This window comes from Lentzea sp. NPDC055074 (assembly GCF_053608005.1).
Map to the genome: position 1 here is coordinate 477,539 of NZ_JBSGUQ010000003.1, position 21,827 is coordinate 499,365.

The 21,827-nt window shown below is 70.1% G+C and carries 21 protein-coding genes; 11 read left to right on the plus strand and 10 right to left on the minus strand.

What is annotated here, in order from left to right; genetic code table 11:
- Positions 1 to 49: 49 nt before the first annotated feature.
- Genes ACWF7A_RS09415 through ACWF7A_RS09440 form a run of 6 tightly spaced genes read left to right on the plus strand, consistent with a single transcriptional unit; the run spans position 50 to position 3,823 of the window.
- The gene (locus tag ACWF7A_RS09415; RefSeq protein ID WP_452249965.1) at positions 50 to 1,033 is read left to right on the plus strand and encodes a HAMP domain-containing sensor histidine kinase; all 984 of its coding nucleotides are present in this window, start codon (positions 50 to 52) and stop codon (positions 1,031 to 1,033) included.
- Positions 1,030 to 1,677 carry a response regulator gene (locus tag ACWF7A_RS09420; protein WP_452249966.1) on the plus strand — a complete coding sequence of 216 codons (648 nt, stop codon included), beginning with the start codon at positions 1,030 to 1,032 and terminating at the stop codon, positions 1,675 to 1,677. The genes ACWF7A_RS09415 and ACWF7A_RS09420 overlap by 4 nt, the downstream gene beginning before the upstream one ends.
- Positions 1,678 to 1,686: 9 nt before the next feature.
- Positions 1,687 to 2,160, plus strand: coding sequence for a cation:proton antiporter regulatory subunit (locus ACWF7A_RS09425; RefSeq protein WP_452249967.1), 474 nt, complete (start codon positions 1,687 to 1,689; stop codon positions 2,158 to 2,160).
- 4 nt (positions 2,161 to 2,164) lie between these two features.
- On the plus strand, positions 2,165 to 3,343 hold the full coding sequence (locus tag ACWF7A_RS09430; RefSeq protein ID WP_452249968.1) for a cation:proton antiporter: 1,179 nt from the start codon (positions 2,165 to 2,167) through the stop codon (positions 3,341 to 3,343).
- Positions 3,340 to 3,642 (plus strand): hypothetical protein, encoded by a 303-nt coding sequence (locus ACWF7A_RS09435; RefSeq protein WP_452249969.1) that lies wholly within the window; start codon positions 3,340 to 3,342, stop codon positions 3,640 to 3,642. Before ACWF7A_RS09430 ends, ACWF7A_RS09435 begins: the two co-directional genes overlap by 4 nt.
- Positions 3,643 to 3,658: 16 nt before the next feature.
- Positions 3,659 to 3,823: a hypothetical protein gene (locus ACWF7A_RS09440; RefSeq protein ID WP_452249970.1), complete on the plus strand. Its 165-nt coding sequence runs from the start codon at positions 3,659 to 3,661 to the stop codon at positions 3,821 to 3,823.
- Here ACWF7A_RS09440 and ACWF7A_RS09445 read toward each other — a convergent pair.
- The 3 genes from ACWF7A_RS09445 to ACWF7A_RS09455 are packed head-to-tail and all read right to left on the minus strand — an operon-like array spanning position 3,805 to position 7,868.
- A complete protein-coding gene (locus ACWF7A_RS09445; protein WP_452249971.1) occupies positions 3,805 to 5,148 on the minus strand; it encodes a carboxyl transferase domain-containing protein in 1,344 nt (447 codons plus the stop codon). The genes ACWF7A_RS09440 and ACWF7A_RS09445 overlap by 19 nt on opposite strands.
- Positions 5,132 to 6,538 carry an acyl-CoA synthetase gene (locus ACWF7A_RS09450; RefSeq protein ID WP_452249972.1) on the minus strand — a complete coding sequence of 469 codons (1,407 nt, stop codon included), beginning with the start codon at positions 6,536 to 6,538 and terminating at the stop codon, positions 5,132 to 5,134. Before ACWF7A_RS09450 ends, ACWF7A_RS09445 begins: the two co-directional genes overlap by 17 nt.
- Positions 6,539 to 6,542: 4 nt before the next feature.
- Positions 6,543 to 7,868, minus strand: a complete 1,326-nt coding sequence (locus ACWF7A_RS09455; RefSeq protein ID WP_452249973.1) for an SLC13 family permease — start codon at positions 7,866 to 7,868, stop codon at positions 6,543 to 6,545.
- Positions 7,869 to 8,016: 148 nt separating this feature from the next.
- Here ACWF7A_RS09455 and ACWF7A_RS09460 point away from each other — a divergent pair, with 148 nt between their 5' ends.
- Positions 8,017 to 8,718, plus strand: coding sequence for a FadR/GntR family transcriptional regulator (locus tag ACWF7A_RS09460; protein ID WP_452249974.1), 702 nt, complete (start codon positions 8,017 to 8,019; stop codon positions 8,716 to 8,718).
- On the opposite strand, the gene ACWF7A_RS09465 is transcribed toward ACWF7A_RS09460, so the two are convergent.
- Positions 8,696 to 11,680 carry a TIM-barrel domain-containing protein gene (locus ACWF7A_RS09465; protein ID WP_452249975.1) on the minus strand — a complete coding sequence of 995 codons (2,985 nt, stop codon included), beginning with the start codon at positions 11,678 to 11,680 and terminating at the stop codon, positions 8,696 to 8,698. The genes ACWF7A_RS09460 and ACWF7A_RS09465 overlap by 23 nt on opposite strands.
- A gap of 96 nt (positions 11,681 to 11,776) precedes the next feature.
- Positions 11,777 to 12,382, minus strand: coding sequence for a dihydrofolate reductase family protein (locus ACWF7A_RS09470; protein WP_452249976.1), 606 nt, complete (start codon positions 12,380 to 12,382; stop codon positions 11,777 to 11,779).
- 75 nt (positions 12,383 to 12,457) lie between these two features.
- Between ACWF7A_RS09470 and ACWF7A_RS09475 the strand changes: the two genes are divergently transcribed.
- Positions 12,458 to 13,321: a LysR family transcriptional regulator gene (locus ACWF7A_RS09475; protein WP_452249977.1), complete on the plus strand. Its 864-nt coding sequence runs from the start codon at positions 12,458 to 12,460 to the stop codon at positions 13,319 to 13,321.
- Here the strand turns inward: ACWF7A_RS09475 and ACWF7A_RS09480 are convergent.
- Positions 13,311 to 13,799: a DUF1062 domain-containing protein gene (locus ACWF7A_RS09480; protein ID WP_452249978.1), complete on the minus strand. Its 489-nt coding sequence runs from the start codon at positions 13,797 to 13,799 to the stop codon at positions 13,311 to 13,313. The two genes, ACWF7A_RS09475 and ACWF7A_RS09480, sit on opposite strands and share 11 nt — an antisense overlap.
- Before the next feature lie 187 nt (positions 13,800 to 13,986).
- Positions 13,987 to 15,921, minus strand: coding sequence for an FAD-dependent oxidoreductase (locus ACWF7A_RS09485; RefSeq protein ID WP_452249979.1), 1,935 nt, complete (start codon positions 15,919 to 15,921; stop codon positions 13,987 to 13,989).
- A gap of 323 nt (positions 15,922 to 16,244) precedes the next feature.
- Between ACWF7A_RS09485 and ACWF7A_RS09490 the strand changes: the two genes are divergently transcribed.
- Positions 16,245 to 17,759: a GMC oxidoreductase gene (locus tag ACWF7A_RS09490; RefSeq protein WP_452249980.1), complete on the plus strand. Its 1,515-nt coding sequence runs from the start codon at positions 16,245 to 16,247 to the stop codon at positions 17,757 to 17,759.
- Positions 17,760 to 17,777: 18 nt separating this feature from the next.
- Here the strand turns inward: ACWF7A_RS09490 and ACWF7A_RS09495 are convergent, their stop codons facing one another.
- From ACWF7A_RS09495 to ACWF7A_RS09505, 3 genes are all read right to left on the minus strand, one after another.
- On the minus strand, positions 17,778 to 18,257 hold the full coding sequence (locus ACWF7A_RS09495; RefSeq protein ID WP_452249981.1) for a carboxymuconolactone decarboxylase family protein: 480 nt from the start codon (positions 18,255 to 18,257) through the stop codon (positions 17,778 to 17,780).
- Positions 18,254 to 19,333, minus strand: a complete 1,080-nt coding sequence (locus ACWF7A_RS09500; protein ID WP_452249982.1) for an NAD(P)H-dependent amine dehydrogenase family protein — start codon at positions 19,331 to 19,333, stop codon at positions 18,254 to 18,256. Before ACWF7A_RS09500 ends, ACWF7A_RS09495 begins: the two co-directional genes overlap by 4 nt.
- 67 nt (positions 19,334 to 19,400) lie before the next feature.
- Positions 19,401 to 21,059, minus strand: coding sequence for a discoidin domain-containing protein (locus ACWF7A_RS09505; protein ID WP_452249983.1), 1,659 nt, complete (start codon positions 21,057 to 21,059; stop codon positions 19,401 to 19,403).
- 273 nt (positions 21,060 to 21,332) lie between these two features.
- On the opposite strand from ACWF7A_RS09505, the gene ACWF7A_RS09510 reads away from it, so the two are divergent.
- Positions 21,333 to 21,584: a hypothetical protein gene (locus tag ACWF7A_RS09510; RefSeq protein WP_452249984.1), complete on the plus strand. Its 252-nt coding sequence runs from the start codon at positions 21,333 to 21,335 to the stop codon at positions 21,582 to 21,584.
- Positions 21,581 to 21,784 (plus strand): cold-shock protein, encoded by a 204-nt coding sequence (locus tag ACWF7A_RS09515; RefSeq protein WP_452249985.1) that lies wholly within the window; start codon positions 21,581 to 21,583, stop codon positions 21,782 to 21,784. The genes ACWF7A_RS09510 and ACWF7A_RS09515 overlap by 4 nt, the downstream gene beginning before the upstream one ends.
- The last annotated feature ends 43 nt before the right edge of the window (positions 21,785 to 21,827 follow it).

Here is a 21,827-nt window from a genome sequence, read left to right on the forward strand (position 1 = left end):
TGTTGCCACGGATGGACACGTGGTGCCCTCGCCCGTCAGCCTCGCAGGCGTGGCGGGAGGTGATCACGGAGAGGCGGCGCGCGTGTCGTTGTTCGGGCGGATCTTCCTGCTCAACGCCCTGGTTCTGGTCATAGCGGCCATATTGCTGGTGTTCGGGCCCGCGACGGTGTCGACGCCGGCACCTTTGCGCGAGGTGCTGGTGCTGGCGGCCGGGCTGGTGGTGATGCTGATCGCCAACGCCGTGCTGATCCGGGTCGGGCTGGCGCCGCTGGGCAGGCTGACGCGGGCGATGACGACGATCGACCTGCTCAAGCCCGGGCCTCGGCTGCAGGCCACCGGGCACGGGGAGATCGCGGAGCTGATCACCACGTTCAACAGCATGATCGATCGGCTCGAGACCGAGCGGGGATACAGCTCGGCGATCGCGCTGTCGGCGCAGGAGTCGGAACGGCGGCGGGTGGCGCAGGAGCTGCACGACGAGGTCGGGCAGTCGTTGACGGCGGTGTTGCTCAGCCTCAAGCGGGTGGCGGACCAGTCGCCGCAGGAGACCCGCGAGGAGCTGCTGCAGGTGCAGGAGACCACGCGCAGCACGCTCGACGAGATCCGGCGCATCGCGCGGCGGCTGCGGCCCGGCGTGCTGGAGGAGCTGGGACTGGTGAGTGCGCTCAAGGCGCTCACCAGGGAGATCGGCGAACCGGCCGGGCTCACGATCAAGCGGAGGTTCGACAAGAACCTGCCCGAGCTCGACGCCGAGACCGAGCTGGTCGTCTACCGGGTCGCGCAGGAGGGTCTCACCAACACCGTCCGGCACGCGAAGGCCGACGAGATCGAGCTCAGCCTGACGGCGCGGACGTCCGGAGTGGAACTGCGACTGCGCGACAACGGCCGGGGGATCGGCGACAGCCAGGAGGGCGCGGGGATCCGGGGCATGCGGGAACGCGCGCTGCTGGTCGGCGCCGACCTGAACGTGGGGCCGACGACGGCCGGCACCGAGGTCCGGCTGGTCGTCAAGGCGAAGGGAGCGAGCGAATGACCGTGCGCATCCTGCTCGCGGACGACCACGCGCTCGTCCGCCGCGGCGTCCGGATGATCCTGGACAACGAACCCGACCTCGAGGTCGTCGGCGAGGCGGGCGACGGGGCCGAGGCGATCAGCAGGGCCAAGCAGGACAAGCCGGATCTGGCGATCCTCGACATCGCCATGCCGCGGCTCACGGGGCTGCAGGCCGCGCGGGAACTGTCGAGGCTCCAGCCGGACCTCCGCATCCTGATCCTCACCATGTACGACAACGAGCAGTACTTCTTCGAGGCGCTCAAGGCCGGCGCGTCCGGGTACGTGCTCAAGTCCGTCGCCGACCGCGACCTGGTGGAGGCGTGCCGCAGTGCCATGCGCGGCGAGCCGTTCCTCTACCCCGGCGCGGTGAACTCGCTGATCCGCAACTACCTCGACCGCGCCAGGGAGGGCGGTGGCTTCCCGGCCAAGGCGATCACCGACCGCGAGGAGGAGATCCTCAAGCTGGTCGCGGAGGGCCACTCCTCCAAGGAGATCGCGGACATGCTCGTGATCAGCGTCAAGACCGTCGAGCGGCACCGGGCCAACCTGCTGCAGAAACTCGGGCTCAAGGACCGCCTCGAGCTCACCCGGTACGCGATCCGCGCCGGGCTCATCGAACCCTAGGACACTCGAGTGAACGTCGAAGTGACGCCCCTGCCCGGCATAGGGGTCAGGCAGGACTTCTCCATCCGTTCCGGCCGCCGGATCGGCGTGATCTCCTACCGTGACGGCAAGTTCGAGCTGATCATGTCCAAACAGGACGATCCCGACTCGACGGCCGCGTCGATCCCGCTCACGCCGGAGGAGGCGGGCACGCTCGCCGGGCTGCTCGGGGCGCCGCAGCTCGTCACGACGCTCGAGAGGCAGCACGCTGACATCGCCGGGATCACGACCCGCCAGCTGCCGGTCACCGCGTTCGCGGCCCGCACGCTCGGTGACACAGCGCTGCGCACCCGCACCGGCGCGTCCATCGTCGCGGTCGTGCGTGCGGGCAACGCGCATCCGTCGCCCGGCCCCGACTTCCTGTTCGAGAACGGCGACCTCGCGGTCGTCGTCGGCACCGCGGACGGTCTCGATGCCGCCGCGGACATCCTGACGGGCGGCTGAGCCAGTGCACGACACCACGATCGCGCTGATCCAGCTGGGTGCGGTCTTCTTCGGCCTGGGCCTGCTCGGCCGCGTCGCCTGGAAGTTCGGCATCTCGCCCATCCCGCTCTACCTCGTCGGCGGCCTCGCGTTCGGCTCCGGCGGGCTCATCCCGCTGCACGGCATCGAGAACTTCACCCACCTCGCCAGTGAGATCGGCGTGGTGCTGCTCCTCCTCCTGCTGGGGCTCGAGTACTCGGCGTCCGAACTCACCACCGGCCTGAAGAAGTCGTGGATGGCCGGTGTCCTCGACATCGTGCTCAACGCGGCACCCGGCGCGATCGTCGCGTTGATGCTCGGCTGGGGCACGGTCGGTGCGCTCGCGATGGCGGGCGTCACGTACATCTCGTCGTCCGGCATCATCGCGAAGGTCCTCGGCGACCTCGGCCGCCTGGGCAACCGCGAGACGCCGGTGATCCTCTCGGTGCTGGTGTTCGAGGACCTGGCGATGGCCGTCTACCTGCCGGTCCTCACCGCCGTGCTCGCGGGCGTCAGCTTCGTCGGCGGTCTCACGTCCGTCGGCATCTCGCTGCTCGCGATCACCATCGTCCTGGTGGTGGCGCTGAAGTACGGCCGCGTCATCTCGGCCATCGTGGACAGTCCCGACCACGAGGTCTTCCTGCTCAAGCTCCTCGGCTCCGCACTGCTGGTCGCGGGCATCGCCTCTGAGCTGCAGGTGTCCGCCGCGGTCGGCGCGTTCCTGCTCGGCATCGCGATCTCCGGCTCGACGGCCGAGAACGCGACGCGCCTGCTGGAACCGCTGCGGGACCTGTTCGCCGCGATGTTCTTCGTGGTGTTCGGCCTGAACACCGACCCGCGCTCGATCCCGCCCGTGCTGGGCATGGCGGTGCTGCTGGCCGTGATCACCACCGTCACCAAGGTCGCGACGGGCTGGTGGGCGGCACGCCGTCAGGGCATCGGGCCGATGGGCCGGGCCAGAACGGGTGCCGCACTGGTGGCGCGCGGCGAGTTCTCCATCGTCATCGCCGGCCTCGCGGTCGCCTCCGGGCACGTGAGCGAGCAGCTGGCCGCGCTCGCCACCGCGTACGTGCTGCTGATGGCGATCATCGGCCCGATCGCGGCGCGCTACGTGGAACCGGTCGGCGAGTTCTTCCTGCGCCGCAAGCAGGCAGCCGCTCAGTGAGGTGGCCGGCGCTCCTGCTGGCCCTGCTGCTGGCGTTCGTCGGCACGAGCACCCGCGACACCACCGCCGACCAGCCGGGATCGGGGCTGAACGCCCCGGTCTCGGCCGTCCACGTGCACGTCACGGGGTCGCCGGACGCCTGCTGGGCACTGCCCGGCGCGCCGACCGGCCCCCGCCCGCCCCAGGGCAGGGCCGCGGTCCTCGTGGCCGCTGCCCAGGACGCCGAGGGAACGACCGAAGGTCACCGGTCGAGCCGGGCACCGCCGCGTCTGGCGGCTCCCGACTCCACGTACTCCTGACCTCGAGGACCCTCACATGTCGTATGTCGTTCTTGTGCTGCTCGTCGCGTCCGTGCTCATCGGTGTCGGCGCGCTGGCGGCGATGGTGCAGAAGAAAGAGCCGTTCTACGGCGTCGTCGGGCTCGTGACGATCTGCGTCCCGAGTTCGCTTCTGGCGTTCCTCTACATCGCTGTGGCCTGATCGGCGGACTGGTCGAGCTGGGCGATTCCCCGCGCCACGCCCAGCTCGACCAGGTCCTGCGGCCGCAGCCGCAGTTCGCCGGCCGTCTGCCGGGCCCGCGCCGGGTCCCGCTTGAGGATCGCCGTAGCCAGCTCCGGTGAGATCACCGCGAGGTAGCTGTCCGGCGTCACCCACATCCGGTCCGGCGCGGCGAACGCGAGCGCGCCACCGGACCCGCCCTCACCGATCAGCAGCGTCGTCACCGGCACGTCGACCTCGGCGATCGCGGTGAACAGGTCGGCGATCGCCGCTCCCACCCCGGCCTTCTCGGCCGCCGCGTCGTTGGCCGCGCCCGGAGTGTCGACGAGCGTCAGCACCGGGATCCCCAGCCGGTCCGCCAGCCGCACGAGCCGTGCCGCCGTCCGGAACCCGGCCGGTCTCGTCGCCGTGCCGCACTGCGCCGCGTAGGCGACGGTCCGGCCGCCGCGAAGCCCGAACCCGCACAGCACACCGGGATCGACCCCGCCGGCGCGGTCGCCGTTGATCGGCTCGCGCCAGTCGAAGTAGGCCTCGAGGTACTGCTTCGCGCGCGGCCGCCCGAGCGCGCGAGCGTTCACCACCGCGTCCCAGCCCGTCGCCGGCATCGTCGCCCGCCCCAGTGCGCCTGGCACCTCAGCGGTGTCACCGGGCGTGGTGAGCAGCCGCAGCCAGCGTTCCAGCGCGCCGCGCAGCTCGTCGGACGCCAGCAGCTGGTCGACCAGCCCGGCCGCGAACTGCTGCGTCACCGAGTACCCCGGTGGCCGCACCCGTGACCCGGCGAACCCGACCTGGGCACCCCGCAGCCCGAGCACGACGTCGGCACCCGCGCCGAGCGTGGCCCAGCCGCCCCCGGTGGTGGGGTCGCGCAGCACGGCGACGTGCGGCAGCCCGGCGGCGCGCGTCAACGTGATCTGACGGGCGATGCGGGGCAGCTGCATCAACGCGAGCGTGCCCTCCTGCATGCGGCTGCCCCCGGTCGCGACCAGGGACACGACCGCCAACCGGTGCTCACGGGCGTGGACGAAGGCCTGCTCGATCCGGGCTCCGGTGCGGGTGCCGAGCGACCCGCCGAGGAAGCCGAACTCGAACGCCACCAGCACGGCCCGCACACCGCCGATCTCCGCGACCCCGCACACGACGGACTCGTGTTCGCCGGTCAGCTCGGCCGCGCGGGAGAGCTGGGCGCCGTACCCGCGCCAGCCGAGCGGTCCGTCCACATCGGACAGAGCCGACCCGTCCGGCAGCTCCGCGAACGACGACGCCACCCTTCCGATCAGGTCGCGGGCCGTCTCACGTCCGCAGGGCACGTTTCATCACCTTGCCCATGTCGTTGCGCGGCAACGACTCCACGAACCGCACCAGCCGCGGCCGCTTGTGGGGCGTGAGCAGGCGGGCCACGTGGTCGGCCAGGTCGCCGGGGGAGGGCTCGGCACCGGCGGGCACCACCCAGGCGACGATCCGCTCGCCCAGGTCGTCGTCGGGCTCGCCGGTCACCGCCACCTCCTTGACGCCGGGGTGTTCGAGCAGGGCGTTCTCGATCTCGCCGGCGCCGATCTTGTAGCCGCCGCTCTTGATGATGTCCGTGGCCTTGCGCCCGACGATGCGGTAGTAGCCGTCCTCGTCGCGCGTGCCGACGTCGCCGGTGCGGAACCAGCCGTCCGCGAACGCCTCCGCGGTGGCGTCGGGCCGGTTGAGGTACTCGGTGAACAGGTTCGGACCGCGCACCTGGATCTCGCCGATCGCGCCGACCTCGTTCAGCGTGACGCCGGCGTCGTCGACCAGCCGCACCTCGACGCCCGGCAGCGGCAGGCCGACCGCGCCCGGCCTGCGGTCGCCGTCCGCGCGGACGCTCGTGTTCATCAGCGTCTCGGTCATGCCGTACCGCTCGACCACGCGCTGCCCGGTCGCGGCGGCGATCCGCTCGTGGTCGCGCACCGGCAACGCCGCCGAGCCCGACACCAGCAGCCGCGCCTTGCCCAGCGCGGACGCGAGCGCCGCATCGGAGCCGACCTCCTCGGCGATCCGGTGGTACATGGTCGGGACGCCGAACATCATCGTGCCGTCCCCGTCGAGCGCCTCCACGACCTGTGCCGTGGAGAATTTGCCCAGGTGGTGCACCGTGCCCCCGCGCCGCAACGGGCCCAGCACGCCGAGGATCAACCCGTGCACGTGGAACAACGGCAGCGCGTGCACCAGCACGTCCTCCGCGGTCCACTCCCAGGCCTGCGCGACCGCGTCCAAAGTGGATGTGATCGCGCGGCGCGGCAGCACGACGCCCTTCGGCGCCCCGGTCGTGCCCGAGGTGTAGACGATCAGCGCGGGAGCCTCGTCGCCGGGCTCGGCGAAGGGTTCCCCCTCGCCACCGTCGAGCGTGACGTCCCGGCGCGGCACGGAGTCCAGGCCCGCCGGCAGCTCGACGCCCGGAGCCGCGAGGACGTTCGCGGGCGCGCTGTCCGCGACGATGTGCGCGAGCTCGCGCTCGCCGACCTTGGGGTTGAGCGGCACGGCGGGCACCCCGGCGAGCAGGGCCGCGACCACCGCGACGCACGTCTCCAGTGAGGGCGTGGCCCACACCGCGACTCGGGAGAGGCCGGACAGCTGCCGCGCCAGCGTTCCGGCGCAGGCGGCGAGCTCGGCGTGGGTGAGGGAGCGGTCGCCGAAGCGGAGGGCGACGCGGTCGGACTGCAAGGCGAACATCAACTCACCAGATTCCCGGGACGACGAGGGCGAGCCACACCAGCGGCGGCGCTGCCGCGACCATGATCCCGCCGTAGACCATCAGTTGCTTGAAGAACTTGTCTCGGTCGACGTCCTGAGCGCCGGCCAGCACCAGGGCGCCGTTGGTCGAGAACGGGCTCACGTCGACCACGGTCGCCGACACCGCCAGAGCCGCGATCAAGCCGATCGCGCTGACCTCGCCCTGCAGCAGGAACGGCACGGCCAGCGGGATGAGCGCGCCCATGATGCCGACCGACGAGGCGAACGCCGACACGATCGCGCCGATGTAGCAGATCAGCAGGGCGGCGAGCAGGGGAGCGCCGACACCGGCGACCGAGTCGCCCGCCCACTTGATCGTGCCCATCGTCTGCAGCACGGCGACGTAGGTGAGGATGCCGCAGATCAGCAGCACGGTCGGCCAGGTGATCTGGTTGATCGCCTGCTTCGAGGTCTCCGGCCACACGACGCTGAGCAGCACGGCGACGGTGATGGCGGCGAGGCCGACGTCGAGGTCGAACACCAGCGCCGCCACGACGAGCGCCGCGAGGCCGATCAGGGTGGCGAGCCGGGGAGCGGTGAGCGTGACGCGCTCCTCGGGCCCGGTGCCGTCACCCGCGTCACCGCTGCCACCCGCGTCGCCGCTGCCACCTGTGGCGGTGTCTCCACCGCCGACCTTCACCAACGCGTCCGCGCCCATCGGCTGCCGCGCGAGCTTCATCCCGCCCAGCACCACGAACACCACCACGGCGATCAGCAGGTTCACGATCAGGCTGGCCAGGAACAGCACGATCTCGTTGCCCGGCAGACCTTCCTTGTCGACGATGCCGTTGACGATCGTGCCGTAGATGCTGATCGGCGAGAAGCCGCCGGCCTGCGCGCCGTGCACGACCATCACGCCCATGAGCAGCGGGTTGATCCTGTACTTGGAGGCGAAGCCCATCGCGATGGGCGCCACGATCGCGACCGCCGCCGGGCTCACCGCGCCGATCGCCGTCAGCACACCGGTGATCGCGAACATCACCCACGGCATCAGCGCGATCCGCCCGCCGACCAGCCGGATCGCCATGTGCACCAGCCAGTCCGTGGTGCCGTTGGCGCGGGCGATGGCGAACAGGAAGGTCACCCCGACCAGCACGACGAACAACGAGCCGGGGAAGCCTTTGAAGATGTCGTCGGCCTTCATGTCCGCGACCAGCGTGCCGACCCCGAAGGCGGCGGCGAAGGCGAGCGCACCCATGTTGATCGACCTGGTCGTGGCGATGACGAACACCACGACCAGCACGAGTATCGAGATCAGTTCGGCGGACATGCAGGGCTCCCGTCGTTGGGGCTGTCCGAGTGGCGGCCCGAGTGAAGTGACTCAGTGGCCGAGTGGCTCAGCCACTTTCCGCCCACGGTCCAGCCGCTGTCAAGAGGTGGCATAGTGGCTGAGCCACTTGACCGGTTATCCTGGGAAGATGTCCGAGGCACTGCGGCCGATGGTGAAGTCCCGCCTGTACGAGCAGGTGCTCGAACGGCTGCGCGCGCACGTCACCGAGGCCGGTCTTCGCTCGGGGGACAGGCTGCCCGCCGAACGCGACCTGGCCGCGAGCCTCGGCGTCAGCCGCGCGTCGGTCAAGCAGGCGATCGTGGTCCTGGAGGTCCAGGGCCTGGTCGAGGCCCGGCACGGCGGCGGCACCTACCTGGTGCGCGACACCCTCGACGTCGAGCCGGTCGAGCAGCTCGTCGAACGCCGCAAGCGCCTCCCCGAGGTGCTGGAGGCCCGCGAGGCGCTCGAGACCAAGCTCGCCGAGCTCGCCGCCGAACGCCGCACGGACGCCGAGCTGGAGACGATCCGCGAGGCGCTGGACTTCATGCGCGACGAGATCGCCGGCGGCGACAACGGCGTGGAAGGGGATCGCCGCTTCCACGCCGCCGTCACCGCCGCCGCGCACAGCTCGCTGCTGGCCGACTTCATGAAGACCATCGCCGGTCAGATCACCGAGAGCCGCACCGAGTCGCTGCGCCAGCCGGGGCGCCCGTCCCGGTCACTGGCGCAGCACACGGCGATCTACGAGGCCATCGTCGCGGGCGACGCGAAGAAGGCCGCCGCGGCGATGCGCAAGCACGTCCGGACCGTCGCGAAGGTCCGGCTGCTCACCTGGGTGCCCGAAGACTGATCACCGGCCATCCCGAGCTCTGGACGGTCCGGCTGGAGCCGTCGCGTTCGTGCACCACGACCGTCCACTTCCGCTTGGACAGCGAGGACGACTGCACGATCAGGACGTCACCGGCCTGCTTGATCCGGGTGCGCTTCCCCTTGTCCTCGTACAACGTGAACTCGCCCTTGGCGCCCGCCGTCACGTGCACGGTCAGCGCGTCGGCCGGGTTCTTCGCGTCGTTCTGGACGTCGGCACTGCGCTCGACGAGCATGCCGCCCGACCTCATGAACACGGGCATGGTGTCGAGGCCCGCGCTGACGGTCGCCCAGGTGTTGCCCTGGTGGACCTGGCCGGTGAAGTAGTCGGTCCACTGGCCCGGCGGGAACCAGACCCTCGTCGAGCCGACGTCACCGGGCGTCGTGATCGGCGCGACCAGCAGGTCGGGTCCGAGCAGGAACTGACTGTCCACTGTGGTGTAGGCCTCGGGGCTGCCCGGGTACTCGAGCCACGCCGGCCGCTGGAGCGGCACACCGGTCCGCTGAGCCTGCTCGGCCAGCGAGTAGATGTACGGCACGAGCCGTTCCCGCAGGTTCAGGAACTTCGTCGCCGACGCCTGCGCGGCCGGACCGTACTGCCACGGCAACCGGTCGCTGTGGTTGCTGTGCAGCCGCGTGATCGGCTGGAACGCGCCCAGCTGCACCCACCGGGCGTACATGTCGTCCGGCATCTTGGTGGTGTAGCGGACCTGGCCGTTGTCGAGGTACGTCTCCGAGCCGCGCAGCCCGGTGGTGTCGTTGTGGCCACCGATGTCGTGGCTGATGTTCGACATCCCGGTCGACACGCCCTCGGCGGACGTGTAACCGATGGTCGCCTTGAGCGTGCCCCACGTCGACGAGGTGTCACCGGTGAAGTGCAGGGTGGTGCGCTTCTCCGCCCACGGACCGGTCGGCAACGGCCCGGAGCCGCTGTACCCGCCCGCCTGCAACGACCCGAACCCGCGCGAGAACGCGAACGCGCCCATCTTCGAGTACTGCTCGTTGATCCACGAGTCCGCGGCCACGCCGCGCAGCGAGGAACCCGAACCGTCGCAACACCAGTCGAGCCACCAGAAGTCGGTCGGCATCTTGCGGTGCAGCTCGACGTAGGCCCGCAGCTGGTCCGGGTCGCCCCAGTCGAACACGTAGCAGTTCGTGCAGGAACCCTTGGCCAGCTTGCCCTTCGCGGTGGCCTGGGCCTGCGCGAAGTCCGGGTCGTCGCCCTGGATGCTCGGGTGGATGTTGAGCGTGCTGTGCAGGCCCTCGCCGTGCGCCCAGTCGAGGAACCCCTGCGGGTCCGGGAACTTCTGCTGGTCCATCCGCCAGCCGTTCCACAGGTTGTGGCCCTTGAAGTCGGTGTCGACCACCAGGACGTCCAGCGGCACACCGTGCTGCCGGAACGCGGGCAGGATCCGGTCGCGGAAGTCGGCCGCGGTCCGGTCGATGTACTCGGAGTACCAGACGCCGTAAGCCCAGCGCGGCAACAGCTTCGGCCCGCCGGTCAGCGCTGTCAGGTCACCGAGCGCCGCCTTGTGGTTCGTGCCGTAGCCGAACACGTAGCCGTCCTGGTACGGCTGCGCGCCCCGGTCCACGCGCGGGGTCCCGTTGCGCAGAGCCGAAGGGGTGTCGTCCAGCAGGTACCAGCCGTCGCGGTACATCAGGCCGGGCGTCAGCTGCGGGTCGCCGTTGTTGCCGGTGTACCCGTCGAGCGAACGCCGGTAGCCGCCGAGTGCCAGGTGCTGCACGGAGTTGTTGATCCCGACGGTGTCCAGGTTGACGTGGCACCCCGCGTCCGGGCAGGTGACCGTGAGGTCGGACGTGCCCGCGGGCAGGGACACCTGCGCCGTCGCCGTGGCCCACGTGTCCCAGTTCGCCGTGACGGGCAGTGTGACCGGCTGCCCGTTGACCAGCACCGTCCGGGCCTCGTGCCTGCCGTCGCCGCCGACACCGTTGGCGTAGCGCAGCACCACGGGATGAGTGCCCGCCGCCGGCACGCTCGTCACCCGCTGCGTCAGCCTGGTGCCGCCGACCAGTTCCGCGACGAACCCGGTGCCCGCGAACCCCGCGTGGTCGACCGCGATCTTGGCCGCGCCGCCCACCACGCCGTCCTCGGCCTCGCACGTCGTGCCGAACCGGCAGTCGTCCACGGCCCTGGTGCCGGGATAGGCCTGGCCCGCGGTCAGCAGGGCAAGGCTGTCAACGTTGACGTTGCCCGAGTCGCCTCCACGCCGCGTGAGCGCGATGCGGTGCTCACCGGCCGAGAGGTCGACCTCGGTCTCGACCTGCTTCCAGTCGTTCCACCCCGCGGTCGCGGGGAGGGTGATCTGACGGGCGGCCTGCCCGTCGACGGCGAGCCCGAGCGTGCGGTTCTCGTGCCTGCCGTCGCCGCCCTGCCCGTTCGCGTACCTCACGACCACCCGGTGCCTGCCCGCGCTCGCCGCGCGCACCGTCGCCGTGATCCCGTTGTTGGTGTAGGAGAACCCGGCGATGAACCCGGCACCGGAGTGACCGGGGTGGTCGGCCGCCACGAGCACGCCCTCCCGCGCCTGGTCCTCGGCCTCGCAGAGCTGCCCGGTCGCACAGACCACCCGCCGCCACGGGGACGCGGTCGTGCCACCGGTCTTGACCTCCAGGTTGTCCGCGCGGAACGGCCCGGAGCCCACGCGGTACCGCAGGGTCATGGCCGACGTGGTGATCGTCAGCCAGCCGTCCCGGACGGCGGATGTGTACGCCGTGCGCGGGAAGGTGCGGTTTACAACGTTGTAAGTCGCCTGGTCCTCAAAGCGCTGGTTTCCGGCGAACTCGGAGCGCACCAGGGTGGGGGAGAGGATCTGGAACCTGGCCTGCCCGGAGACGACCGTGCCGTTGGGCTGGGCGGTCGCGGGTACGGGGAGGGCCAGGCTCAGGAGGGCTAGCAGAGGGACGATCGTCGTGCGTTTCCGCATTCGTGCTCCTCGTCTGACGCCGTCGGCTTCCGAGGTGTTCAGGTAGCTGAACCTTCCTCACCTTGGCGTGACGTTGTGGAGCGATCAAGACGCCAATCAGCGCACCACGCGATACGTCACATGCGTGAAGCCGTGGCCCGAGCGCGACGACACCTGCTCCAGTGCCAGCCCGGGAACGCCGTCGAAGAGCCGCGTCCCGGCGCCGAGCGTGACCGGCACGATCCGCAGCCGCAGCTCGTCGATCAGGCCCGCGGCCAGGTACTGGTTGACGGTCGACGCGCCGCCGTGGATCGAGATGGTGCCGTCGCCGGGCACCTCGCGGGCGCGCTCGAACGCCGACGCGGCGCCCTCGGTCACGAAGTGGAACGTGGTGCCGCCCTCCATCGGCTGCGGCTCGCGCGGGTGGTGGGTGAGCACGAAGACCGGCCCGTGGTAGGGCGGGTTGTCGCCCCACCAGCCGTTCCACGGACGGTCCCACGAGCCGCGGACCGGGCCGAACATGTTGCGCCCCATGATGAACGCCTTCGTCTCGGCCAGGCGGTCCCTCTGCCACCTCTGCTCGTCGGCGTCCTCCATCCACGCGTGCAGCACGCTGCCCCAGCCGTCGCCGCCGTCGTCCCCGAACGGACGGTCCTCGGTCTGGCCGAGCCCCGCCGCGTAGCCGTCGAGGGAGATCGAGAGATCGCACGTCACCTTGGTCATGTCCCCAGCGTGACCCCGCCGGATCCATGACGTCCAATGCCAAAAAGACAGCTCATTCATTGATATCGTTGATGAATGCTCAGCCTGGTGCACCTCGAGGTGCTGGCGGCGGTGGCCCGGTGCGGTTCGGTGACCGAGGCCGCGAAGCAGTTGCACTACTCCCAGCCGTCGGTGAGCCACCACCTGGCGAGGCTGGAGGCGGCCACGGGTGTGCGGCTCGTCCAGCGCGTCGGCCGGGGCATCCGCCTCACTCCGGAAGGGCTGCTGCTGGCCGGAAGGGCGGCGGAGATCGTGGGCCGGGTGGACGCGGCGGCTGAGGAACTGGCCGCCCACGCCGGGCTGCGGGCGGGACGCGTGAGGGTGGCGGCCAACGCCTCCGCCGCCGCCACGATCGTCCCTCGGGCGGCCAGAAGGCTGGCCGACGAGCACCCCGGGCTGGAGCTGAGCCTGGTCGAACGGCACCCCGCCGAGGCGATGGAGCTGGTGCGCCACGGCGAGGTCGAGATCGCACTGGTGTTCCGCCACGCCGGCACGCCGCCCGAGGAAGGCTTCCGGTTCGTCCACCTCGGCGACGACCCGATCCACCTGATCAGCAGGCGGCCGGACGACAGCCTCGCGCACCACCGGGAGTCGGCCTGGATCGGCGGCTGCGACGCCTGCCGGGCAGAGCTGGAGACCGTGTGCCGCAGTGAGGGGTTCGCGCCGCGGATCGTCTCGCACAGCGACGACATGGTGGTCGTGCAGGCTCTCGTGGCGGCCGGTGCCGGTGTCGCGATCCTCGCGGGGCTCGGGTTGCAGGCGCATCGGCGGCCCGACGTGGACGCCAGCGAGATCACCGGCTTCCACCGCGAGATCCACGCCGTGACGTACGGCGACCCGCCCGATCCTCCGGGCGTGGCCGCCGTGCTCACCGCGCTCGTTCAGTCGTTCAGCGCTTGAACGTGAAGGTGAAGTCGCCGGACACCTTGCCGGCCAACCGGATCGCCGACACGACCTTGCCGTCGGCGATCAGCCGTTCGACCTCGCCGCGGGTGAGGCCGAACCCGTCCGCGATCAGCCGGATCGGCCTGATCGGGATCCGCGCCTCGAACCGCACCGCCACGTCGGCCACCTCCAGGTCGAGGTGAGCCGACCCGCCGGTGTCGAGCCGCCACGCGCCCTCCCAGTCGAGGGCGACGTGGTTGCGGCGCTGCAGAACGGCGTCCTGCAGCAGTTCCGCGACCAGTGACGAGTCGTTGTCGTGCAGGCGGTCCAGCAGCGCGGGCCGGATGGTGCGGACGTGGGCCCGCTCGAAGATCGTGAGCTTGGCCGTGTCCCCGCAGCCCGCGCAGAGCACGAGCAGCCAGGCGTCGAGGACCTTGTGGTTGGCGTTGACCCGGAACTTGCCGCTCGCCCGGAAGCGGTCGGCGGCGCACACGTGGCAACGACGGTGGACAAGGGGAAGGCAGGTGGGCACGACGGCCCAGGTGTTGAGCACAGAGGTACACCGTTCGGTGAGAAATCCGCAGCAAAGGGAGCGCGACGCTCAGAGAGCGACGCGCAACGAAGACCAGCGCTTGGGAGAACTCACGCGATGTACAACGGCACGTCCCAGCCTCGACGACTCAGTCGGGCAGGAAGGTAACGGCCTGCGGCGGCACGACTCCACTCAATTTCGGCAGGGGCGCCACCCCGAGCACGGTCTCCAGCTGCTCCCACCGCGTCACGAGGTCCGAGAGCATCAGCATCATCACGTCCGGGAAGGCGTACAGGAAGCTCTGATAGCGGTAGTGGTCGAGGTAGAACACCGCCACGTCGTCGGTCAGCGCCGTCACCGAGGTGGTGCGGGCGTTGAAGAACAGGTCGTAGTGGCCGAGCAGCCCGCCGCGGCCGAGCACCGACCGCGCGTAGATCCCGCCGAAGTCGACCTCGACCCGGCCGGAGGCGACCAGGAACACGCCGTGCGCCTCGTCGTCCTCGCGGAACAGCGTGTCGCCCGCCGTGTAGGGGATCTCGTCGAACATCGACGCGAGCGTCTCCAGTTCGGCGTCCGCGAGCGCGCCGAACAACCGCACGCCGTGGGGGTCGACGCTCTCCCGCAGACACGCCACCCGTTCGGTCAGCTCGCGTTCGGTGATGTGGTTCATCCGCATCCGCACGAACCGCAGCATCCGGTCGGTGTTGCGGGACTGGGCGCGGGACTTCCCGGCGCTGGGCGGGGTGTAGAGGTCGGACCGGCCGCTGATCCGGGCGGCCTCCCGGCGGCCGGACTCGTAGGCGCTGTGCACGCAGCCCCAGTGGTACGGGTTCGTCCCCTCGCCGGCGAAGAACAGCCCGTCCCCGACCGGTTCGGCGAGCGTCGCGACGTCCTTGGACGACGAGCCGACGCCGATGCAGGTGTACGAGCCCAGCGCGTACGGATCGGACGACCACGTGGTGCGCGAGACGCCGGACGGAGCGGGCGAGTCCTCCCCGAAGAGGTCCTGGACGACCTCCGTCGCGTACTCGGAGACGGCCTCCGGGGACCAGGTCTCCATCTCACGGCCGAGGGAGGCGCCGAGCAACATCACCAGGATCGGCTTGCCGTGCGACTTCCACATGCTGATGACGACAGTGGGGTAGCGGTCCGTGTCGCGGCAGAGGTAGCCGAACACGTACTGGTCGCGCGGCCAGAACGGCTCGTCGTAGTGCAGGGCGATCTTGTTGAGCGTGCCGAAGCCGAGCCGGGTGATCGCGGACCGCTTGTCCGGCGGTAGCGGCGGCACGAACTCCACCGTGCCCGCCTTCAGCACCCCCAGCGGCAGCGTGACGAGCACCTTGTCCGCCTCGAACACGCCGCGGTTCGTGGTGACGCGACCGGCCTCGACGCGCGTGACCACGTGGCCGAGCCGGACGTCGAGCCCTTCGGCCAGAGCGTCCACAACGGACTGGTAGCCCTGGTGCAACGTGCTGTCGCCGTAGCCGTAGACGAGATAGCCCTCTTCCCAGTGCTTCAGGGAGAGCTTGTCCGGGTCCTCCGCCGCGTCCTCGCGCAGGATCACGTTCAGGTGGTACCGGACGGCCTGTTCGTCCTCCGCGGACAGTCCGCGTTCGGAGAGGACCTCCTTCATCGCCTGGCCCAGCGGGACGTCCGGGAGATCTCCCTTGCGCGCCACGTCGGCGCGGTGCTCGAGCGCGTGCAGGATCTCGTCGGCCAGCTCCATCGTCCGGCTCTTGTAGCGGTGGTTCACCGCGCGCCGGTCCGCTCCGAAGAGGTCGAGGCTGTCGAACCCGCCGGTGTACGCGCTGTCCCCGCCCACGTAGCTGTACGGGATCCCCAGGTCCTCCACCAGTTCGGTGATCGGGTTGCCGTCCGTGCCGTGGATCCAGTGCGCGCCCAGGTCGACCCCGTGCTCGTCGGTCCAGATCCGGCCACCGGCGCGATCCCGTGCCTCGAGGACGGTCACGGGGTGCCCGAGGTCGTGCAACGCCCGTGCCGCCGCGAGGCCGGAGATCCCCGCTCCCACCACGAGGACGCTCGGTCTCGCGTCCTCACCACCACCATCCGATACCGAGGGCATCGCTCGATTGTCGGGCAACCATCCGAGCCCGAACATTCCCGGATCGTGTGCTCGCGCTGGGCCGTCCGGGTTGTCCGCGCGCGTCCCCGACCACCGCGCCGAGGCCGTCACCTGCGCTGCGCTCGCCGGGGGAACCGGGACTACCAGGTAGTGACTTGATCTACAAGCGCCGGTATAACTTGTTCTCATGCGCCCACAGTGAGGAAGATCACATGACCCACACAATGACGTGTGACAACGGTTTCGAGGGTCCTTCACGACGTTCGTTCATAGCTGGAACAGGTTCTATTCTCGGGGCTGTCGCCCTGGGAGGCGTCGCTCCGGTGGCACGGGCGGCGACGTCGATCGCGGACGCGGCGGTCGTTCCCGCCCTGGTGATCGGCACCGGGTACGGCGGCAGCGTGGCGGCCCTGCGGCTCGCTCAGGCGGGCGTCGACGTCCACATGGTCGAGATGGGCATGGCGTGGGACACCCCCGGCGCGGACGGGAAGATCTTCGCCAACACCACGACCCCGGACCAGCGGTCGTTCTGGCTGCGGACCAAGACGAAACAGCCGCTGAGCAACTTCCTGGGTTTCCCGATCGACAAGACGATCCCGCGCTACACCGGCATCCTCGACGCCGAGGAGTTCGCCGGCATCACCGTCTACCAGGGACGCGGCGTCGGCGGTGGCTCTCTCGTGAACGGCGGCATGGCCGTGACGCCGAAACGGGAGAACTTCGCCGAGGTCCTGCCGACGGTGAACCCCGACGAGATGTACGGCACGTTCTACCCGCGCGCCAACGCGGAGCTCGGCGTCAACATGATCAGGTCGGCCTGGTTCGACACGACCGACGCCTACCAGTACGCGCGGGTCGGCCGGAAGCACGCCCAGCGGTCGAACTTCCCGTACGTCTTCGTGCCGACCGTGTACGACTGGAACTACATGGAGCAGGAGGCGGCGGGGACGGCGCCGAAGTCGGCGTTGGTGGGGGAGATCCTCTACGGCAACAACTACGGCAAGAAGTCGTTGCAGAAGACCTACCTCAGCAAGGTCCGGGCGACCGGGCGCGTCACCATCTCGCCGCTGCACCGGGTCGTCGACGTCCGGCCGGCGACGGGCGGTTACAAGGTCACCATCGAGCAGCTCAACACCAACGGTGACCCGGTCGCGGTCAAGGAGGTGACCGCGGCGAAGGTGTTCTTCGCGGCGGGCAGCGTCGGCACGAGCAAGCTCCTGGTCAAGCTCAAGGCCACGGGCGCGTTGCCGGGGCTGAACGGCGAGGTCGGCAAGGGCTGGGGCGACAACGGCAACGTGATGTGCGGTCGCGCCAACCACCTGTGGGACCCGACCGGCGCGTTGCAGTCGTCGATCCCGACCCTGGGCATCGACAACTGGGCCGCGGGCGGCGCCTTCGCCGAGGTGGCTCCGCTGCCGACCGGGATCGAGACCTACGCGTCGTTCTACCTCTCGATCACGAAGACCCCGAACCGCGCCCAGTTCACCTGGAACGCCGCCGCGGGCAAGGTCGACCTGAGCTGGCAGACCGCGTGGAAGAGCGTCTCGATCAACGCCGCGAAGTCGATCTTCGACAAGATCAACTCAAAGGAGGGGACGATCTACCGGACCGACCTCTTCGGCGTCTACAAGATCTGGGGCGACCACCTCACGTACCACCCGCTCGGCGGCGCGATCCTGAACAGGGCGACCGACAACTACGGCCGCCTGCACGGGTATCCGGGCCTGTACGTCATGGACGGGTCGCTGATTCCCGGCAGCACCGTGGTGAACCCGTTCGTCACGATCACGGCGCTGGCCGAGAGGAACATCGAGAAGATCATCGCGACCGATCTCTGACAGTCCTTTCCGGACCGGTCAGAACTTCGGGAGCACGCACATGGCGTCGAGGCCGAACACCCGGTTCAACCTGCCGAACACGAGCCAGGCCCCGATGCTCATCGTGAGCTCGACGATCTCCGTCTGGCTGTAGTGCGCGGTCATGCGGGACCAGAACTCGTCGTCGAGACCGTGGTGATCCAGTGCGTACCGCTCGGCGTACTCCGCGGCCAGCCTCGCCCGGTCGTCGAAGGCGTCGGTGGTGCGCCACTGGGTCACCGCGTCGATGAAGTCGTCCTCGACCTTCTCGCCCTCGCGGTCGGTCCGCCACTCCAGGCAGAACATGCAGCCGTTGATCTGCGCGATCCGCAGCCGTGCGGCCTCGAACTCACGCAGCCCCAGCGTGGTGTGCTGGTAGACCGACAGCGAGAGGTTCGCGGCGGCCATGCCGATGCCCGGCACGAGCTCGCCCCACACGTACCCGATGGGGTCCTTGCCCTCGGGGATGTCGATGTTCATGGCCTGCCCCTTCCGAGCTTGCCGGCCGCGTGCCGCAGCGGGACGTCGAGCGCGTCGTAGAGTCCGGGCTCGGCCTGCGCGAGCCAGTCGATGGCGTTCACGATGCGGCCGACCGCCGTCGCGTTGCCGCCCGCGGACCGGTTCTCGCCCTCGTCCGCGGACTCGACCGAGACCTCGATGCGCGGCCGGCCCTCGATGATCACCTTGTGCGAGCCGTCACCGGACGCCGGCATCGGCCAGTCTGTCGCACACGACTCGTGGATGCGCGTGACGTGCTCGATGACGATGAGCGGTTCGCCGCCGACGATGCCCTGCACCTCGAACCGGATCGCGCCCTGCGTGCCCTTCTCGAACTCGCCCATGGTCCGCGTCGTCACGGTCTCGTCGAGCGCGCGCCGGTCGACGGTCTCGCGGATCTCGTCGAGCTCGACGCCGAACGCCCGCGCCATCAGCCGGATCTGCCCGCCCCACACCATGGTCGGCACCGTCGGCATCAGCATCGGCGCCTGGTAGTCGAGCGGCTGCCCGAACCCGATCAGCCACCGCACCGCGTCGGGCTGGTCGTAGGTGGAGTAGTCGAAGATCTCCTGGCAGCGCACCACGTCGATGGTGTGGCCGAGCCCGCTGACCAGCAGCGGCAGCACGTCGTTGCCCCAGCCGGGGTCGACGCCCGAGACGAACAGCGACCCGCCGCCCTCCTTGATGGCGGCTAGAACCGGTTCTCGAACTTCCGGCGGCGCGCTCTGCGGGTCGTACAGCGCGTACAGCGACGGCGTGACGACGACCGCGCCCGCGCGGATCGCCTTGGTGATGTCGGCCAGCGCGTCGTCCGGCCTGATGTCCCCCGACGCGGCGTACACGACGGCGCGCGGGCTCGTGGCGAGCACCGCGTCGATGTCGTTAGTGGCCGCGACTCCCAGGTTCTGGTCGACCCCGGCGAGATCGCCCGCGTCGCGGCCGACCTTCTCGGGGTTGTGGACGACCACGGCCGTCAGTTTCAGCGCCGGATGGGCATCGACGGCGCGAATGGCGGCACGGCCGACGTTGCCGGTGCCCCACACCACTGTGGCGATCATGTGGTGCAGATTACCTAGAACACGTTCTAGTTGTACAGCGCCCATCCGGCGAGAAACCGCAGTTCGATCAGGTGTGGAGCCGCAGGCCCGCCAGCTGACCCGCGGGCCAGCCCGTGTTGCCGGTGAACGTGAGGCGGACGTACCGGACCTGCGTGCCGGGCAACGTGGCCGTGGCGGAGTTCCCGGTCGCGGGGTCGAAGACGTAGCCCGTCGAGGGGACGAGTGGACTGAACGACTGGCCGTTGGTGCTGCCCTCGATCGTCACGGTCTGGGTGCGCCGGCCCCACGCCGGGTTCGGCGGGAGCGCGAGCACGGCCCGTTTCAGGGCGGCGGCGGTGCCGAGGTCGACCTGGATCCACTGGGGGAACGCGTTGTTCGCGCTCTCCCAGTAGGAGTGCGGGTCGGCGTCGACGGCGAACCCGCTGCCGTAGTGCTGGGTCTGCGAGCTCTGCGTCGTCGGGCGCCCGGCGGCCAGGTCGACGTCCGGGGTGGGCGGTCCGCCTACCCACGGCCGGGTGGGCCGGACCGTGGTGAGCGCGATCTGCCCCTTGAGCATCCGGCCGCCGTCGCCGGTCAGCCTCATGTAGTAGTCGGCGGAGCAGCGCGTGCCGTCCTCGTCGAGCGCGAGGTAGCCGGAGCCGGCGGGGACGTCGGCCAGCGTCTCGGCGGTCTTGCAGATCTGGTTGCCCTCGTTGAACTCGTCGAACATCGAGATGTAGATGCCCTGTGCGCCAAGGCGGACCATGTTGTAGAACTGCCGCCACATGAAGTCGCCGTGCAACCGTTGCCGCGAACCGACGTCACCGGGCAGCACGCACGGCTGGTAGTCGATCCCGCGCGCGTTGCACTCGGCCTGGTCGGGCGTGTTCACGTTGGCGTAGAAGCGATCCGTGTCCGCCGGTGTGCCGATCCGCCCGACCATCCACGGCGAGAGCATGTCGAAGCTGCGGTAGACGCCGCCGAACCCCTGGCGCGAGTCCTCGATCTCCAGCCGCCAGTGCGTCGGGACGCCGCCGATCACGTAGCACCCGCGAGCCTTGAACCAGTCGACGACGTCCTGGCAGGCGGCGGGCGTGAAGGGCCGGCCGGGGTCGTTGAAGCCGAAGCCCCAGACGCAGACGACGGGCTTCCCGTTCTGCCGCGCGTAGGCGGGCGACGACGTGTACGCGGACATCTTGTTCACCCAGTCGGTCTTGATCTCCGACTGCATGTTCGTCCAGTTCGTGACGTCGTACATGATGTAGAACTTCCGGCCGGTGGCCTCCGCGGCGGGCCGGACGTGCGCGGTCACGGCGTCGCGGATCGGACCCTCGCCGCCCGTCGGGTCGAAGCGCTGCAGCGCTGCCGTGTCGATGTTGTTGTCGCGCATCCACTGGAAGTGGACGTCGACGGTCTGGCGGTCGTAGTTCGAGAAAAGGGTCGCCGGCCGTCCGTCGCCGAGGTCGGCGAACGCGGTCTGGTAGGTACGCGCGTAGTCGCGGACGTCCGGCCACGCGACGATGGAGCTGGTGGGCGGCGCGGGCGGCTGGCTCCAGTCGTCGTTCCAGTGCCACCAGCCGTCGAGGGGGGAGCTGTCGCCGCGGCAGGCGAACCAGCCCTGGTACCCGACGGTGATCTTGCCGACGACGTCGCCGGGAGGGCTGGCCGCGTGCGCCGGGGCGGGCAGGAGCCCCAGTGCGGGGGCGGCGAGGGCGGTGCTGAGCAGTGTTCGGCGTGACAGGGACATCGCGAACTCCTTTGTCGGCGATCCGACCCCAGAGTGCAAGATGTCGACAGGATCGCGCAATAAGTTGACGAACCGGTCTTTTGGTCGTCGGGACGGACAGGTCGGTGAGCCGCCGCACCTCGCCTCGTCGACGGCGCGCGGCGCGCGTGGCCGCCGCGCGCCGTCCGTTGGGCTACTGTGTGACGGGTCAGGGCTCCAGCCGACGGCAACCAGCCGCTGCGGTCCCCGATCCCGTCCGGTCCGGTGTCTCCGGCCGGAGAACGGAGCACCGGCTTGCAGCCGGAATTCCAGGCTTCACCTCCTTCCCTCTCTCCCCGGTTCGGCAAGCCGCGTCACGCGGCACAGGACTTCGCGCAGGCGAGGCTGGCCTTCGAGACCGCCGAGATCCACCATCAGCGTCAGGCCGCCAAGCGCGTCGCGGAGCACTCCCGCGACGCCGGTGACTGCCGCGATCTGTTGTCCATGCTCGGCCTGGCGAACCTGCCGGTGTCGACCGCAGTCGGCGTCGAAGGAGCTCGCAGGTGACTCGAGGAACTGTCAAGTGGTTCAACGGCAGCAAGGGTTTCGGCTTCATCGCCCCGGAGGGCGGCGGGCCTGACCTCTTCGTGCACCAGTCCGAGGTGCAGGAGTACGGGTTCCACGGGATACCCGAGAACCAGGCCGTCGAGTTCGAGATCGGTGAGGGGCAGAAGGGGCCACAGGCCCGTTCCGTTCGCCTCGTCTAGAGGGTCCACTGTGGAGTGAGCGGCTCGGTCGCTCGCTCCACGG

Excerpts from the sequence above, each read along its gene's own strand:
- ACWF7A_RS09420 (WP_452249966.1), top strand. The coding sequence starts at position 1,030 with ATGACCGTGCGCATCCTGCTCGCGGACGACCACGCGCTCGTCCGCCGC.
- ACWF7A_RS09440 (WP_452249970.1), top strand. The coding sequence starts at position 3,659 with ATGTCGTATGTCGTTCTTGTGCTGCTCGTCGCGTCCGTGCTCATCGGT.
- ACWF7A_RS09450 (WP_452249972.1), bottom strand. The coding sequence starts at position 6,538 with ATGTTCGCCTTGCAGTCCGACCGCGTCGCCCTCCGCTTCGGCGACCGC.
- ACWF7A_RS09455 (WP_452249973.1), bottom strand. The coding sequence starts at position 7,868 with ATGTCCGCCGAACTGATCTCGATACTCGTGCTGGTCGTGGTGTTCGTC.
- ACWF7A_RS09460 (WP_452249974.1), top strand. The coding sequence starts at position 8,017 with ATGTCCGAGGCACTGCGGCCGATGGTGAAGTCCCGCCTGTACGAGCAG.
- ACWF7A_RS09465 (WP_452249975.1), bottom strand. The coding sequence starts at position 11,680 with ATGCGGAAACGCACGACGATCGTCCCTCTGCTAGCCCTCCTGAGCCTG.
- ACWF7A_RS09470 (WP_452249976.1), bottom strand. The coding sequence starts at position 12,382 with ATGACCAAGGTGACGTGCGATCTCTCGATCTCCCTCGACGGCTACGCG.
- ACWF7A_RS09475 (WP_452249977.1), top strand. The coding sequence starts at position 12,458 with ATGCTCAGCCTGGTGCACCTCGAGGTGCTGGCGGCGGTGGCCCGGTGC.
- ACWF7A_RS09485 (WP_452249979.1), bottom strand. The coding sequence starts at position 15,921 with ATGCCCTCGGTATCGGATGGTGGTGGTGAGGACGCGAGACCGAGCGTC.
- ACWF7A_RS09495 (WP_452249981.1), bottom strand. The coding sequence starts at position 18,257 with ATGAACATCGACATCCCCGAGGGCAAGGACCCCATCGGGTACGTGTGG.
- ACWF7A_RS09500 (WP_452249982.1), bottom strand. The coding sequence starts at position 19,333 with ATGATCGCCACAGTGGTGTGGGGCACCGGCAACGTCGGCCGTGCCGCC.
- ACWF7A_RS09505 (WP_452249983.1), bottom strand. The coding sequence starts at position 21,059 with ATGTCCCTGTCACGCCGAACACTGCTCAGCACCGCCCTCGCCGCCCCC.